The sequence below is a fragment of the Pararhodobacter aggregans genome, assembly GCF_003075525.1.
In the GTDB taxonomy this organism is placed as follows: domain Bacteria; phylum Pseudomonadota; class Alphaproteobacteria; order Rhodobacterales; family Rhodobacteraceae; genus Pararhodobacter; species Pararhodobacter aggregans.
Window position 1 is genome coordinate 826,680 of the sequence record NZ_QDDR01000001.1, and the last position, 14,602, is coordinate 841,281.

Genomic DNA, 14,602 nt, shown 5'->3' on the forward strand with positions numbered 1-14,602 from the left:
TCTTGGTGCTATCGCCAAGCCCATGACGACGCTGCGCATCATCATTTGCTGCATTACCCGCTGAGCTGAGGCTCGCGCGGAGGCGGTCGTCTTTTCCCCAAGAAAAGTCCCAGCCCACCCCGCGCGGGGGGTGTTTCTTTATGGAATGCGGATAGGGGAGAGGCCATGACCGCCATCCGGCTCTACAACACGCGCACCCGCTCGAAGGAGGCGTTCGAGCCCTTCGACGCCCGGAACGTGCGGATGTATGTCTGCGGCCCCACGGTCTATGACCGGGCCCATCTGGGCAATGCCCGGCCGGTGGTGGTGTTCGACACGCTGTTCCGGCTGCTGCGCCACGTCTATGGCGAGGATCATGTGAAATATGTCCGCAATTTCACCGATGTGGACGACAAGATCAACGCCACCGCCCTGGCCCGGCAGGAGGCTGGCGCGCCCGGCACGCTGGAGGATCTGATCCACCAGCGGACCGAGGAAACCATCGGCTGGTATCACGCCGACATGGACGCGCTGGGCGCGCTGCGTCCGACGAAGGAGCCCCGCGCAACCGAGTATATCGGCGCGATGGTGGCCATGATCGAGGGGCTGATCGAGCGCGGCCATGCCTATGAGGTCGCGGGCCATGTGCTGTTCGACGTGCGGTCGTACCCCGAGTACGGGCGGCTGTCGGGCCGGTCGGTCGACGACATGATCGCGGGCGCCCGGGTCGAGGTCGCGCCCTACAAGCGCGACCCGATGGATTTCGTGCTGTGGAAGCCGTCGGATGCCTCCTTGCCCGGCTGGGAGAGCCCCTGGGGCCGGGGGCGGCCCGGCTGGCATATCGAATGCTCGGCGATGAGTTATGAATTGCTCGGCGCCTCGTTCGACATCCACGGTGGTGGCATCGACCTGGCCTTTCCCCATCACGAGAACGAGGTGGCACAAAGCTGCTGCGCCCACCCGGGGTCGGACTTCGCCCGGGTCTGGATGCACAACGAGATGCTGCTGGTCGAAGGCAAGAAGATGTCCAAGTCGCTGGGCAATTTCTTCACCGTGCGGGAACTCCTGGAGCAGGGCTATCCCGGCGAGGTGATCCGCTTCGTCATGCTGTCCACGCATTACCGCAAGCCCATGGACTGGACGGCCGAGAAGGCGCGCGAGGCCGAGGGGGTGCTGCGCCACTGGCGCGCGCTGACGGCGGATGCCGAACCCACCGGCCCCGATGCCGAGCTGGTCGAGGCTTTGGCCGATGACCTGAACGGCGCCGGCGCCATGGCGCGGCTGCATGCGCTGGCCAAGGCGATCGCGTCCAACCCGCAGAAGGATTGCTTCTACGAGAAGGGCGTCTTCCTCGCCTCGGCCCGGCTTCTGGGGCTTCTGGACGAGGGCATGGGCGGCTGGGCCGAGGGCGTGGATCTGTCCGCGCTGGCCGGGAAGCTCGCCGATCTGCGGACGGCCGCCATGGCCTCGAAGGATTTCGCGCCCGTCGACGCGCTGAAATCGGCGCTGATCGCGGCCGGGGTCGAGGTGCGGATGTCGAAGGCGGGTGTGGAGCTGGTGCCCGGCGCGGGCTTCGATCCGGCCAAGCTGGAGGGGTTGTGATGGGTGCGGTGACGGTGCGTGCAAGCACGCACCCTACGGGGGCGGTGGCGCCTCTGGCCAGCGGCGGACCGGGGGTTTCACACCCCCGGACCCCCGTGGGATATTTGGGGCGCAAAGATGGGCGCGGGTTGAACGAAGGTAAACGGGGGTCGCCATGTCCTTGACGTCACGGGAGCGGCTCTATCTTTACGACACGACGCTGAGGGACGGCCAGCAGACCCAGGGCGTGCAATTCTCGACCCCCGAGAAGGCCGCCATCGCCCGGGCGCTGGACGACTTGGGCGTCGATTACATCGAGGGCGGCTGGCCGGGCGCGAACCCCACCGACAGCGAATTCTTCGAGACGCGGCCGGATCTGAGAGCCACTTTCACCGCCTTCGGCATGACCAAGCGGGCCGGACGCTCGGCCGCCAATGACGAGGTGCTGGCGGCGGTGATGAACGCGGGGACGCCGGCGGTCTGTCTGGTCGGCAAGACGCATGATTTCCACGTGACCACCGCGCTGGGCATCACGCTGGAGGAGAACCTGGTCAACATCCGCGATTCGGTCGCGCATCTGGTGGCCGGGGGGCGCGAGGCGCTGTTCGATGCCGAGCATTTCTTCGACGGCTACAAGGCCAACCCCGATTACGCGCTGGAGGCGCTGAAAGCCGCCCATGGCGCGGGGGCGCGCTGGGTGGTGCTTTGCGACACCAACGGCGGGACGCTCCCGGCCGAGGTGGGGCGGATCGTCGCCGAGGTGATCGCGGCGGGCATCCCCGGCGCGCGGCTGGGCATCCATTGCCACGACGATACCGGCAATGCCGTGGCCTGTTCGCTGGCCGCGGTGGATGCGGGTGTGCGGCAGATCCAGGGCACGCTGAACGGGCTGGGCGAGCGCTGCGGGAACGCCAACCTCACCAGCCTGATCCCGACGCTGCTGCTGAAGGAGCCCTATGCCAGCCGGTTCGAGACCGGGGTGGCGCGGGAGGCGCTGGCGGGGCTGGTGAAGGTCTCGCGGCAACTGGACGACATCCTGAACCGGGTGCCCCTGCGCAGCGCCGCCTATGTCGGGGCCTCGGCCTTTGCCCACAAGGCGGGGCTGCACGCGAGTGCGATCCTCAAGGATCCCACGACCTATGAACACGTGGACCCCGCGCTGGTCGGCAACGCCCGGGTCATCCCGATGTCCAATCAGGCGGGCCAGTCGAACCTGCGGGCCCGTCTGGCGGCGGCGGGGATCGAGGTGGCGCCGGGCGATCCGCGGCTGGCGCGGATCCTCGACGTGGTGAAGGCGCGCGAGGATCAGGGCTATGCCTATGACGGCGCCCAGGCCAGTTTCGAACTGCTGGCGCGGGCCGAGCTGGGCCTCTTGCCGCGGTTCTTCGAGATCAAGCGCTACCGGGTGACGGTCGAGCGGCGCAAGAACCGCTATGACCAGATGGTCAGCGTCTCGGAGGCCGTGGTGGTGGTGAAGATCGGCAGGGACAAGGTGCTCTCGGTCAGCGAATCGACTGACGAGACGGGCACCGACCGCGGCCCGGTCAACGCGCTGGCCAAGGCGCTGGCCAAGGATCTGGGGCCCTATCAGGCCTCGATCGAGGACATGCAGCTGGTCGATTTCAAGGTCCGCATCACCCAGGGCGGGACCGAGGCCGTGACCCGGGTCATCATTGACAGCGAGGATGGCAGCGGGCGGCGCTGGTCCACCGTCGGGGTCAGCCCGAACATAGTGGATGCCTCGTTCAGCGCGCTCCTGGACGCGATCCAGTGGAAGCTGATCCAGGACGGGGCCGAGCCGGCTTTGGGTTGACGCATGGGTCACCCGGGGCTAGGCCTCGGGTCCAGGAGCATTGAGCGGCCGATCACACGCAGCGCCGGGGGTGCGGCATGAGCCTTGTGGATCTTTTCCTGCGGCTGGACCGGGCGGGGCCGGGCGATGCCGACAGCCTGCGCTGGGCGCTGGGCGTGGCGGAAACCCGGGCCGATGCGCGCATTCTGGACGCGGGCTGCGGGACGGGGGCGGATACCGGGACACTGTTGGCAGCGGTGCCGCAGGGGCGGGTCGCGGCGCTGGACACGGCGGCCGACTTCGTGGCCGCGGTGGCGACCAGATCCCCCGCCGTCACCGCCCTTCAGGGTGATATGGCCGACCCGCCCGCGGGTCCCTGGGACCTGATCTGGTCGGCGGGCGCGGTCTACAACCTCGGCATCGGCCGGGCGCTGGCGGCCTGGCGCGGGGTGCTGGCCCCGGGCGGACGCGTGGCCTTCTCGGATCTGTGCTGGGCCGGCCCGGCGCGTCCGCAGGCGGTGACCGATTTCTTCGATGCCGAGGGCGTCGCGATGCGCGACGCCGCGGCGCTGGAGGCCGAGGTCACGGCGGCGGGCTGGCGGGTGCTGGGCGCGCGCTGGATCGGCCGCGCCGACTGGGCGCGCTATTACGACCCGCTCGAGGCCGCGCTGGCCGAGGAGCGCGACGGCGATCTGGTCGCCGCCTTCCGGGCCGAGATCGCCCTCTGGCAGCGCTGGGGCGAGAGTTACGATTATCGTCTGTTGGTGGTGGAGCCTGCATGAGTCTGTTGAGCAAGATTGCGATCTCGGCGGCGCTGAGCCTTGCCATTTCCGGCGGGATCGCCCTGGGCCTGATCGCCAGCGACCCTCCGGTCGGGGATCTCAGGGCCGAGGGTGGGGGGCTGGATTTCAGCGTGCTGAGCGGCGCCGCGCTGCCCGCGTTGCAGAGCTACCAGGCCCGGGACGGCGCCACGCTGGGCTTCCGCCGCTGGGACGCGGGCGCGGAGGCCGGGACGCTGGTCGTGGCGGTGCATGGTTCGGGCTGGCACGGGGCGCAATTCGCCCGTCTGGGCGCGGCGCTGGCCGCGGCAGGCTTTGACGTGGTGGCGCCCGATCTGCGGGGCCATGGCCCGGCGCCCGCGCGCCGGGGCGACGTCGACTACATCGGCCAGTTCGAGGATGATCTGGCCGACCTCATCGAGGGTCAGGCGCGGCCGGGGCAGCGGGTGGCGATGCTCGGCCATTCCTCGGGCGGCGGGCTGGTGATCCGCTTTGCGGGCGGCAGGCACGGGGCGCTGATCGAGCGCGCCGTGCTGCTCGCGCCCTTCGTGCGATACGACGCGCCGACCGCGCGGCCCGACTCCGGCGGCTGGGCGCGGGTGATGACGCGGCGGATCATCGGCCTCAGCATGCTGAACGGCGTCGGCATCCGGGCACTGAACCATCTGCCGGTGATCCAGTTCCGCTTTCCCGATGCGGTGCTGGACGGGCCGCAGGGCGCCACCGCCACGCGGGCCTATTCCTTCCGCCTCAACGCCTCCTTCGCGCCGCGCCGCGACTGGCAGGGCGATATCGCCGCGCTGCCGCCCTTCCTGCTGCTGGCCGGACGCGCGGACGAGGCCTTCCGGGCCGAGGCCTATGAGCCGACCTTCCGCGCGGCGACCGACCGAGGGAGCTACGCGCTGACCGGCGCCTCGCATCTGTCGGTCGTGGACGATCCCGAGACCTCGGACCGGGTGACCGCCTTCCTGAGCGGGGACTAGCGCCCGCGCGCGCCCCGCGCTATGCCGCGCGCCATGGACCGTGACGCGATCAATGCCTGCGCTGCCCTTGTCGAAAAGGGCGATCCCGACCGCTTTCTGGCCGCGATGGCGGCGCCGGTGGCGGCGCGGGCGGCGCTGTTCCCGCTCTATGCCTTCAATCTGGAGCTGGCCCGCGCCCCCTGGGTCACGCGCGAGCCGATGATCGCCCAGATGCGTCTGCAATTCTGGCGCGAGGTCGTGGATCTGGAGGAGATGAAGGCGCATGAGGTCGCGCAGCCCCTGCAGGCGCTGATCCGCGCCGGGCTGCCCGCTTCGCCCCTGCACGCGATGATCGACGCGCGCGAGGCCGAGATCGGCACCGCGCAGCCCTTCGACGGCGAGGCGGCGCTCTGGGCCTATCTCGACGGCACCGGCGGCGCGCTGATGCGGGCCGCGGTGCTGGCGCTGGGCGGGCCGGACAGCGCGGCCGCGGGCGATCTGGGCGCGGCGCAGGGGCTCGCCAACTACCTGCTGGCGCTGCCCGCGCTCGACGCCGCCGGTCGGCGCGGCCTGCCCGAGGGCGCGGCGGTGGCGGCGCTGGCGCAGGAAGGGCTGGACCGGATCGGCCGCGCCTCCCGCGCGCTGCGCGACCTGCCGGCGCCGGTGCGGCCCGCGCTCTGGTCCGCCTGGCGCACCGGCGCGGTGCTGCGGCGGGCCCGGGCCAGACCGGCGCTGGCGCAGGGCGGCGGGCTGGCCGAGGCGGAAATCCTGCGCCGCGCCGGGCTGATCTGGCACCGGCTACGGGGATTCTGACATCTGCCGTCAATTGAAACGGAAAATGTCTCTATTACCTCTAGCCAAACCAAGGGTTTATCGCGTTTAGTGTATACAGGTGTTACCGGCCAGCCAGCTCTTTGATCAGAGCGGCAAAGGGGGTGCCTTGATCGGACATGGGGTACCGGGCCTAGAAATCCGGCAGGAGTACGATTTCACCTCGACTTGCGCTGCCTTGTTCACGGCGCTGACCTTGTCGCTCGACGCCTGGTGGCCTGTCGATGCGCGGCTCACGGGACCCTCCGGGCGCCTGTCGTTGCTTCCTGAGCTGGGGGCGCCGATGATCGAGACGGGCGCCGGTGGCGCCGGGGTTATCTGGGGTGTTGTCGACGCGATCGAGCCCGGCAGGCGGCTCTATCTGAACGGGTGGTTCGGCGTGCAGGGCGTGGTCGCGGGGCGCGTGCATTTCGACATCTCCGCAACGGCGACCGGCAGCCGGTTGCTGGTGCAGCATCATGCCATCGGCCCGGTCCCCGAGGATCTGAACACCCGCTACCGGGCGCTCTGGCGGCGCATTCTGGGGACGTCCCTGCGCGAGCATCTGGCCGGAACCCCGGTGTGACCGAGGCGCTGGCGGCGACGATCCGGTCCCGGCTGGGCGCCGGGCCGTCACGGCGTTTCGTGGCGCTGGCCGGGCCGCCTGGATCGGGCAAATCCACGCTGGCCGAGGGGCTGGCCCGGGCGCTGGGGCCTGCGGCGGCGGTGCTGCCGATGGATGGCTATCACCTCGACAATGCGCTGCTGGAGGCGCGCGGCCAGCGGTCGCGCAAGGGCGCGCCCTGGACCTTCGACGTGGACGGGCTGGCGCGGGATCTTGCGCGGCTCAGGGCCGATGACCGGGCGGTGCTGGTGCCGGTCTTCGACCGGGCGCTGGATCTGTCCCGGGGGTCTGCGCGCGAGATCGGGCCTGCGGTGCGGATCGTGCTGGTCGAGGGCAATTACCTGCTGCTCAGGGCGCCGCCCTGGTCGGACCTTGCGCGTTTGTGGGATCTGACGATCCGCTTGTCGGTGCCCGAACCGGTGCTGGAGGCGCGGCTTCTGGCGCGTTGGCGGGCGCTGGGCTGGAGCGACGAACGGGCGCGCGACTGGGTCCGAAGCAATGACCTGCCGAACATCCGCGCGGTCGGTGAGGGATCGGCCGAGGCGGATCTGATCCATCCCGCGGGCTGAGAGGTCATGCATCGGGGGGCCAGCCCCCCGAGCCCCCCGGGATATTTTCAGAACAAAGATGAAGGGGGGCGGGGCGCTGGTTGTGGCGTCAGGTGCTTGGCGTATCGAAAGGTGCAGGGGAAGGCGGCATTAACCTTAATTTGGGGTAAACCGCGCCCTTCTTTGCGCCTCAAATATCCTCCGGGGGGGCCGGGGGGTGGAAAACCCCCCGGGCTTTCGGCGGGCGGATTGGCCGAGGCCCAGGGCGCGGGCGGGTCAGGTCAGGTAGCGGGCGGCGAGGGGCAGGGCGGCGGCGCCGAGGGGGCGGGCGTCGGGGCCGAGGCTGCCCTCGATCAGCCGCAGGGGCTCGAGTCCCGCCCGATCCTGTCGCCGGAAGGCCTGATCGGTTGCCGCGACCAGACGCTGGCGGATCGCGCCGGGCATCCAGCCGTCGATCACCATCGCCTCGAGATCGAGGAGCGCCAGCGCCGTGACGGCGGCCTGGGCGAGGCCCTCGGCGGCCTGCTCGATCCAGGGCGCGAGCAGGCTTTCGGGGATGTCCCAGACCTCGGGCATGGACCAGAGCCTGTCGGCGGGCAGGCCCGCGGCGAGGAGCGCCGCCTCCAGCCGGGCGGTCGAGGCGCGGTCGAGGAGTTGCACCGTCCCGCCATCCCCGCCCCGCACCGGCAGCGAGCCCAGCGCAGCGGCGTTGCCGCGCCGCCCGGGAAAGAGCTTGCGGTCCAGCACCAGCCCGCCGCCGACGAAGAAGCCGACATAGGCATGGAGGAAATCGGCGGGCAGGGGCGCCGTGCCGAACACGAGTTCCGCCCCGCAGGCGGCGCTTGCGTCGTTCTCCAGAAACACCTCGATCCCGTGGCGGGCAGCGAGCATGGCGCGCAGGTCGCACTCGCGCCAGCCCTCCATCGCCCGGGCCGGGGCGCCGAGGCTGTCGGGCCAATCCCAGAGGCGGAAGGGCAGGGCCACGCCCATCCCGGCGATGCGGGGGCGCAGCGGGGCGGGCAGGCCTTGGGTCAGTTCGCGCGTGGCGCCCTCGGCGAAGGCGAGCGCGGCCTCGGGCGTCGGCCAATCGTGGCGGCGGATCCGCCGGTCGCGGATCCGGCCGAGGAAATCGACCAGCACCAGTTCGGAGGATCGCCGCCCGATCTTCAGCCCGAGGAAGAACGCCCCCTCGGCCGCCAGCGCCATCGGCACCGAGGGTTGGCCGACGCGCCCCCGCTGCTTGTCGCCGCGGTGCAGCAGCCCGTCCTCTTCCAGCGCGCGCATGATAACCGAGACGGTCTGCGCCGAAAGGCCGGTCATCCGGGCGATCTCGGCCTTGGGCAGCGGGCCGTGGCGGCGCAGGAGCGTCAGGACAAGGCGTTCGTTGCCCTGCCGCATGCCGCTCTGATTGGTGCCGGGGTTCTGCATTCGGGCCCTCCGGGTGGCAGCTTTGGGGGTGCGGGGGCGGCCTGTCAATAAATAAATCAGAGTGAGTTATTAATTGACAGGCCCCGGGGGCCGCGGCTTAATGAACCGCGAGGGAATCGGGGGAGGGCGCGATGATCCTGTGCTGCGGCGAGGCCTTGATCGACATGTTGCCGGTGGCGGGGGCCTTCGCGCCCCATACCGGCGGCGCGGTCTTCAACACCGCCATCGCGCTGGGCCGGCTGGGTGCGCCCACGTCCTTTTTCTCGGGCCTCAGCGCCGATTTCTTCGGCGACATGCTGCGCGCGAGCCTGGCGGATGCGGGCGTCGACAGCGCGCCCTGTGTCACCGCCGCGCGGCCCTGCACGCTGGCTTTCGTGCGGCTGGTCGAGGGGCAGGCGAGTTACGCCTTTTATGACGAGAACACCGCCGGGCGCCTGCTGACCGAGGCCGATCTGCCCCCGGTCACGGCCAGCGCCTGTTTCTTTGGCGGCATCTCGCTGGTCGCCGAGCCCTGCGGCGGCGCCTATGAGGCGATGATGGCGCGCGCCCGTGCGGCCGGTTCCGTCACCATGATCGACCCCAATATCCGCCCGGGCTTCATCCAGGACGAACCCGCGTATCGGGCCCGGCTTGGCCGGATGCTGGGCATGGCCGATATCGTCAAACTCTCGGTCGAGGATCTGGGCTGGCTGGCCCGGGGCGACGGGGAGGGTTTCCTTCAGGGGCTGATCGACGGAGGGGCCGCACTGGTCCTGGTGACCGATGGCGGCAGGGGGGCGCGGGCCGTCAGCGCCCGGCACCGGCTGGTGGAGCCCGCGCGGCGGGTGACGGTGGTTGATACGGTCGGCGCGGGGGACACGTTCAACGCGGGGGTGCTGGCCAGCCTGTCGCGGGCGGGCCTGCTGAGTCGCGCCTGCCTTGCCGAGCTGGACGATTCGGCGATTCGCGGGGCGCTCAGGCTCGGATCGGCGGCGGCCGCCATCACCGTGTCGCGCGCCGGGGCGAATCCGCCCTGGGCCCGCGAGCTCCAGCCTTAACAAGGCATTAACGCCTGCATCCCGCCCGGGCGAGGCGGGACCGCCCCGGGTCGGCGGGCGGGTGTTACAGAACTGTCATGCGCATGTGACAGAAGCGTCATGCAACGGGCGTACCCGGTGCACAGCCTCGAAAGAAAAGGGGCTGGACCCCGAATGACCCAGGAGAAATCCATGTTCGCCAAGACCACGAGCTTCCTCGCGATCGCCGCTGCTGCCGGCGTGCTGATGGCCGCGCCCGCGCTCGCCCAGACCCGCACCAACATCCAGATCGCCGGCTCGTCGACGGTTCTGCCCTTCGCCTCGATCGTCGCCGAGGAATTCGGCCAGGCCTTCCCCGAGTTCGAGACCCCGGTCGTCGCCTCGGGCGGCTCGTCGGGCGGTCTGCGCCAGTTCTGCGCCGGCGTCGGCGCCGAGACCATCGACATCGCCAATGCCTCGCGCCCGATCAAGGCCTCGGAAATCGAGAGCTGCGCCGCCGCCGGCGTGACCGACATCCGCGAAATCCGCATCGGCTATGACGGCATCGTCTTCGCCTCCTCGGCCAATGGCCCGGATTTCGCGCTGGAGCCGCGCTTCGTCTACGCCGCCATCGCCGCCAACCTGCCCGAGGGCATGGCCCAGCCGACGCTGTGGTCGGACATCGACCCCTCGCTGCCCGCGCAGCGCATCGTCATGGCGATCCCGGCCTCGAACCACGGCACCCGTGAAGTCTTCGAAGAGAAGGTGATCTTCCCGGGCTGTGAAGCGGTCATGGGCGAAGGCACCGACCACGAGGTCTGCGGCGCGCTGCGTCAGGACAACGTGACCGAGATCGCCGGCGACTACACCGAGACGCTGGCCCGCCTCGCCTCGGACAGCAACACCGTCGGCGTCTTCGGCCTGTCGTTCTACGAGCAGAACACCGACACGCTGCAAGTCGCCACCATGTCGGGCGTCACCCCCTCGCTGGAAACCGTCGCCTCGGGTGAATACCCGGTGTCGCGCCCGCTGTTCTTCTACGTGAAGGGCGCGCATATCGGCGTGGTCCCCGGCATCGAGGAATACGTCCAGTTCTTCCTGTCGGACGCCATGGCCGGTGCCGGTGGCCGTCTGGAAGCGGCGGGCCTGATCCCCGCCCCGGCGGAAGAGACCGCCCAGACCCTCGACAACTTCATGAACGGCGTGAGCGTCGGCCAGTAACGGCCGCCCATCGCTGGCGCGTCCCGGATCCACCGGGGCGCGCCGCTTCCCTGTCTCGAAGATGAAGCCCGGCGCATGACCAGTCTCCTGATTGCCGCCCTCGTCCTGGCCCTGATGGCCGTCGCCTATCAGCAGGGCGTCTCGCGCAGCAAGGCGCTGGCCGGGGCGGGCCGTTTGCATTCCCGACCGCAATATCACGGCGCGCTGCTGGCCCTCTGGGCCACGCTGCCGCTTCTGTTCATCCTGTTCCTGTGGCTGGTGACCTCTGGCACCCTGCAGGACTGGTACATCGCCGGTCAGATCCCGGCCGAGATCGCCCCCGGCACCAGCGATTACGCCGGTGCCGCCGCCCGGTTGCGCAACATCGCCTCGGGCTTTGGCGTGGCGGGCGAGGCCCAGGCCTGGGAAACCACCGCGGGCGCCAATCTGGCGCGGTTCAACACCACGCTCCTGATGGCCGCCGTCGGCCTCGGCGCCATCCTCGGCGTCGCGGGGCTCGTGCTGATGCGCGGCCGCCTCAGCGCCCGGATGCGGGCCCGCAACCATGTCGAGGCCGCCATCAAGGCGCTTTTGATCTTCTGCTCGGTGGTGGCGATCCTGACCACGCTGGGCATCGTCGTCTCGCTGGTGACCGAGACGATCCGCTTCTTCACCTTCGTCTCGCCGGTCGATTTCTTCTTCGGCACCGTCTGGAACCCCGGCTATTCCACCACCTCGAACGAGGCTTCGGGCAGCTACGGCATGCTGCCCCTGCTGCTGGGCACGGTGATGATCTCGATCATCGCCATGGCGGTGGCGCTGCCGGTCGGGCTGATGTCGGCGATCTGGCTCACGCAATACGCCAATCCCCGGCTGCGCAACGTCATCAAGCCGGTGATCGAGGTGCTGGCCGGGATCCCGACCATCGTCTACGGCTTCTTCGCGCTGGTCACCGTGGGTCCGGCCCTGTCGGGGCTGGGCGATCTGGTGGGGCTCAGGGTCAATGCGACCTCGGCCCTGACCGCCGGGATCGTGATGGGGATCATGATTATCCCCTTCATCAGCTCGCTTTCCGATGACATCATCCGCCAGGTGCCCCGCGCCATGCGCGACGGCTCGCTCGGTCTGGGCGCCACCAAATCCGAGACCATCCGCATGGTCATCGTCCCCGCCGCGCTGCCCGGCATCGTCGGCGCCATCCTGCTGGCCGTCAGCCGCGCCATCGGCGAGACGATGATCGTGGTGCTGGCCGCGGGCAACGCGCCGATCCTGCGCTTCAACCCGGCCGAACCCACCTCGACCTTCACCGTGACCATCGTGACCGCCCTCACCGGCGACGCCGATTTCGCCTCGCCGCAATCGCTGGTCGCCTTCGCGCTGGGCCTGACGCTGTTCGTCATCACGCTGATGCTGAACATCGGCGCGCTGGCCATCGTCCGGAAATACCGGGAGCAATACGAATGACCGAGATCCTGGAAACCGAAGCCGCCGCCAACGACCGGCGCCGGGCGCAGGTCCGCAAGTCACTGGCCCGCCGCAACGGGGCCGAGACACGGTTCAAGATGCTGGGGCTCGCCTCGGTGCTGGCGGCCATGGCCTTCGTCGCCGTGCTCTTCGGCAATATCCTGATGAAGGGCGTGCCGGCCTTCTGGCAATACAACCTCGACGCCGAGGTCTATTTCGACCCGGCGGTCATCAATCTGCCCGAGCGCCCGGTGCGGCAGGCCGGTCAATCCGAGGCCGATTTCCGGGCCGAGATGCTGGGCTGGCAGCGCCGCCTGGCGCTGGTCAACTGGAACCGGCTGATCGTCGCCGCGGTCGAGAACGCGGGCTCGGGGGTCGAGGTCGATGACCGCGCCGCCGTCTCGATCATCGACTCGGGCGCCCGCTTCGTCTTGCGCGACATGGTGGCCGCCGATCCCGCGCTGATCGGCCAGACCGTGCCGGTGCGCCTGCTCTTGTCGGCGGATGGCGACAACTGGGCCAAGGGCAAACTCAGCCGCGACCTGCCCGACAACCGCCAGCAGCTGACCCGCCCGGCCCGCGACGCGATCGACGCGCTGATCGCCTCGGGCGCGGTGCATCCGGCCTTCGCCTGGCACATCTTCACCAATGTGGACAGCCGCGCCTCGCCCGCCTCGGCCGGTCTGGCGGGGGCCTTCATGGGGTCCTTCTACATGATGCTGGTGGTGATCCTGCTGGCGGTGCCGGTCGGCGTGGCCTCGGCCCTCTATCTCGAGGAATTCGCGCCGAAAAACCGCGTCACCGACCTGATCGAGGTGAACATCAACAACCTCGCCGCGGTGCCCTCCATCGTCTTCGGCCTCCTGGGCGCGGCGGTCTTCATCAACATCTTCCACCTGCCGCTGTCGGCGCCTCTGGTGGGGGGGCTGGTGCTGACGCTGATGACGCTGCCCACGATCATCATCGCCACCCGCTCGGCACTCCGCGCCGTGCCGCCGTCCTTGCGGCAGGCGGCGCTGGGGATCGGCGCCTCGAAGATGCAGATGGTCTTTCATCATGTGCTGCCGGTGACCTTCCCGGGGATCCTGACCGCGTCCATCATCGGCGTGGCCCAGGCGCTGGGCGAGACCGCGCCGCTTCTCCTGATCGGCATGAACGCCTTCGTCGCCAATATCCCGGCGACGCCCCTCGACCAATCCGCGGCGCTGCCGGTGCAGGTGTACCTCTGGCAGGGCAACGAGAACCGGAACTTCTTCGAGGAACGCACCTTCGCCGCGATCATCGTGCTCTTGGGCCTGATGATCCTGCTCAACGCGCTGGCGATCTGGCTGCGGACCCGCCTGGAAAGGAAAGCCTGAGATGAACGCGACCCCCGAAACCCGCGCGCCGCTGAGCGGCAGCCGCATCCGCCCCTCGGCCCCCGCCTCGGTGGCGAGCAACGTGAGCCGCATCTCGGCCAGGGATGTGACGGTGCATTACGGCCCGAAACAGGCGATCTTCGATGTCTCCATCGAGATCCCGGAAAAGTCGGTCACCGCCTTCATCGGCCCCTCGGGCTGCGGGAAGTCGACCTTCTTGCGCTGCTTCAACCGGATGAACGACACGATCGAGGGCTGCAAGGTCGGCGGCCTCATCACCATCGACGGCGACGACATCCACGACCCCTCGCTCGATGTGGTGGAGCTGCGGGCGCGCGTCGGCATGGTGTTCCAGAAGCCGAACCCCTTCCCCAAGTCGATCTATGACAACATCGCCTATGGGCCGCGGATCCACGGGCTGGTGAAGACCAAGGCCGAGACCGATGATCTGGTCGAAAGCTCGCTGAAGAAGGCGGGGCTGTGGAAGGAAGTGTCGGACCGGCTGGACCAGCCCGGCACCGGCCTCTCGGGCGGCCAGCAGCAGCGTCTCTGCATCGCGCGGACCATCGCCACGGGGCCCGAGGTCATCCTGATGGACGAGCCCTGTTCGGCGCTCGATCCCATCGCGACCTCGATCGTCGAGGACCTGATCCACGAGCTGCGCGCGCAATACACGATCATCATCGTGACCCATTCGATGCAGCAGGCGGCGCGGGTGTCGCAGAAGACGGCGTTCTTCCATCTGGGCAAGCTGATCGAATACGGCGAGACGGAGCAGATCTTCGTCAACCCGAAGGAAAAGCAGACCGAGGCCTATATCACCGGCCGCATCGGCTGAGCGGTTTCGCCCTCGGCTGTGCTCGGGCGATCAAAGGCGGGGGGTGAGCGGCGTCTCGGAAACGCGCCAGTGGCGCGTTTCAGCCGCGAACGCCGCGTCCGTGGCGCGGCCGGGAGCCCGCCCCCAGAAAACGCAAAGGGGGGGGGGGGGGGGGGGGGGGGGGGGGGGGGGGGGGGGGGGGGGGGGGGGGGGGGGGGGGGGGGGGGGGGGGGGGGGGGGGGGGGGGGGGCGGCGGCGGGGGGG

At 69.8% G+C, this 14,602-nt stretch carries 13 protein-coding genes; 12 read left to right on the forward strand and 1 reads right to left on the reverse strand.

The features are described 5' to 3' along the window. The first annotated feature begins 165 nt into the window (after positions 1-165). The 7 genes from cysS to DDE23_RS04080 all read left to right on the forward strand — a co-directional run bounded on the left by cysS (position 166) and on the right by DDE23_RS04080 (position 7,097). Positions 166-1,581 (forward strand): cysteine--tRNA ligase, encoded by a 1,416-nt coding sequence (gene cysS / locus DDE23_RS04050; RefSeq protein ID WP_107750083.1) that lies wholly within the window; start codon positions 166-168, stop codon positions 1,579-1,581. A gap of 154 nt (positions 1,582-1,735) precedes the next feature. Continuing rightward, complete coding sequence (gene cimA / locus DDE23_RS04055; protein WP_107750084.1) at positions 1,736-3,373, forward strand: citramalate synthase; 1,638 nt, start codon at positions 1,736-1,738, stop codon at positions 3,371-3,373. Positions 3,374-3,450: 77 nt separating this feature from the next. Continuing rightward, the gene (locus tag DDE23_RS04060; protein WP_107750085.1) at positions 3,451-4,134 is read left to right on the forward strand and encodes a class I SAM-dependent methyltransferase; all 684 of its coding nucleotides are present in this window, start codon (positions 3,451-3,453) and stop codon (positions 4,132-4,134) included. Beyond that, positions 4,131-5,114 carry an alpha/beta hydrolase gene (locus DDE23_RS04065; protein ID WP_202863204.1) on the forward strand — a complete coding sequence of 328 codons (984 nt, stop codon included), beginning with the start codon at positions 4,131-4,133 and terminating at the stop codon, positions 5,112-5,114. Before DDE23_RS04060 ends, DDE23_RS04065 begins: the two co-directional genes overlap by 4 nt. A 33-nt stretch (positions 5,115-5,147) precedes the next feature. Next, positions 5,148-5,906, forward strand: a complete 759-nt coding sequence (locus DDE23_RS04070; RefSeq protein ID WP_107750240.1) for a squalene/phytoene synthase family protein — start codon at positions 5,148-5,150, stop codon at positions 5,904-5,906. Between the two features lie 301 nt (positions 5,907-6,207). Further along, positions 6,208-6,489, forward strand: a complete 282-nt coding sequence (locus tag DDE23_RS04075; RefSeq protein WP_133239518.1) for an SRPBCC family protein — start codon at positions 6,208-6,210, stop codon at positions 6,487-6,489. Continuing rightward, positions 6,486-7,097, forward strand: coding sequence for a nucleoside/nucleotide kinase family protein (locus DDE23_RS04080; protein ID WP_107750087.1), 612 nt, complete (start codon positions 6,486-6,488; stop codon positions 7,095-7,097). The genes DDE23_RS04075 and DDE23_RS04080 overlap by 4 nt, the downstream gene beginning before the upstream one ends. A 255-nt stretch (positions 7,098-7,352) precedes the next feature. Here the strand turns inward: DDE23_RS04080 and DDE23_RS04085 are convergent, their stop codons facing one another. Beyond that, the gene (locus DDE23_RS04085) at positions 7,353-8,504 is read right to left on the reverse strand and encodes an ROK family transcriptional regulator (protein WP_238149888.1); all 1,152 of its coding nucleotides are present in this window, start codon (positions 8,502-8,504) and stop codon (positions 7,353-7,355) included. Positions 8,505-8,635: 131 nt separating this feature from the next. On the opposite strand from DDE23_RS04085, the gene DDE23_RS04090 reads away from it, so the two are divergent. The 5 genes from DDE23_RS04090 (at position 8,636) to pstB (ending at position 14,359) form a co-directional block, all read left to right on the forward strand. Further along, positions 8,636-9,541: a carbohydrate kinase family protein gene (locus tag DDE23_RS04090; protein ID WP_107750088.1), complete on the forward strand. Its 906-nt coding sequence runs from the start codon at positions 8,636-8,638 to the stop codon at positions 9,539-9,541. 171 nt (positions 9,542-9,712) lie between these two features. Beyond that, positions 9,713-10,720, forward strand: coding sequence for a substrate-binding domain-containing protein (locus DDE23_RS04095; RefSeq protein ID WP_107750242.1), 1,008 nt, complete (start codon positions 9,713-9,715; stop codon positions 10,718-10,720). A gap of 75 nt (positions 10,721-10,795) precedes the next feature. Beyond that, a complete protein-coding gene (gene pstC, locus DDE23_RS04100; RefSeq protein ID WP_107750089.1) occupies positions 10,796-12,163 on the forward strand; it encodes a phosphate ABC transporter permease subunit PstC in 1,368 nt (455 codons plus the stop codon). Beyond that, positions 12,160-13,521, forward strand: a complete 1,362-nt coding sequence (gene pstA / locus DDE23_RS04105) for a phosphate ABC transporter permease PstA (RefSeq protein WP_107750090.1) — start codon at positions 12,160-12,162, stop codon at positions 13,519-13,521. Before pstC ends, pstA begins: the two co-directional genes overlap by 4 nt. Before the next feature lies 1 nt (position 13,522). Further along, positions 13,523-14,359, forward strand: a complete 837-nt coding sequence (pstB, locus tag DDE23_RS04110) for a phosphate ABC transporter ATP-binding protein PstB (protein ID WP_107750091.1) — start codon at positions 13,523-13,525, stop codon at positions 14,357-14,359. Positions 14,360-14,602 lie beyond the last annotated feature (243 nt).

Coding starts and splice junctions, on each gene's coding strand:
- cysS (WP_107750083.1), top strand. CDS start 166: ATGACCGCCATCCGGCTCTACAACACGCGCACCCGCTCGAAGGAGGCG.
- DDE23_RS04070 (WP_107750240.1), top strand. CDS start 5,148: ATGGACCGTGACGCGATCAATGCCTGCGCTGCCCTTGTCGAAAAGGGC.
- pstC (WP_107750089.1), top strand. CDS start 10,796: ATGACCAGTCTCCTGATTGCCGCCCTCGTCCTGGCCCTGATGGCCGTC.
- DDE23_RS04085 (WP_238149888.1), bottom strand. CDS start 8,504: ATGCAGAACCCCGGCACCAATCAGAGCGGCATGCGGCAGGGCAACGAA.
- pstB (WP_107750091.1), top strand. CDS start 13,523: ATGAACGCGACCCCCGAAACCCGCGCGCCGCTGAGCGGCAGCCGCATC.
- DDE23_RS04075 (WP_133239518.1), top strand. CDS start 6,208: ATGATCGAGACGGGCGCCGGTGGCGCCGGGGTTATCTGGGGTGTTGTC.
- pstA (WP_107750090.1), top strand. CDS start 12,160: ATGACCGAGATCCTGGAAACCGAAGCCGCCGCCAACGACCGGCGCCGG.
- DDE23_RS04060 (WP_107750085.1), top strand. CDS start 3,451: ATGAGCCTTGTGGATCTTTTCCTGCGGCTGGACCGGGCGGGGCCGGGC.
- DDE23_RS04095 (WP_107750242.1), top strand. CDS start 9,713: ATGTTCGCCAAGACCACGAGCTTCCTCGCGATCGCCGCTGCTGCCGGC.
- cimA (WP_107750084.1), top strand. CDS start 1,736: ATGTCCTTGACGTCACGGGAGCGGCTCTATCTTTACGACACGACGCTG.
- DDE23_RS04090 (WP_107750088.1), top strand. CDS start 8,636: ATGATCCTGTGCTGCGGCGAGGCCTTGATCGACATGTTGCCGGTGGCG.
- DDE23_RS04065 (WP_202863204.1), top strand. CDS start 4,131: ATGAGTCTGTTGAGCAAGATTGCGATCTCGGCGGCGCTGAGCCTTGCC.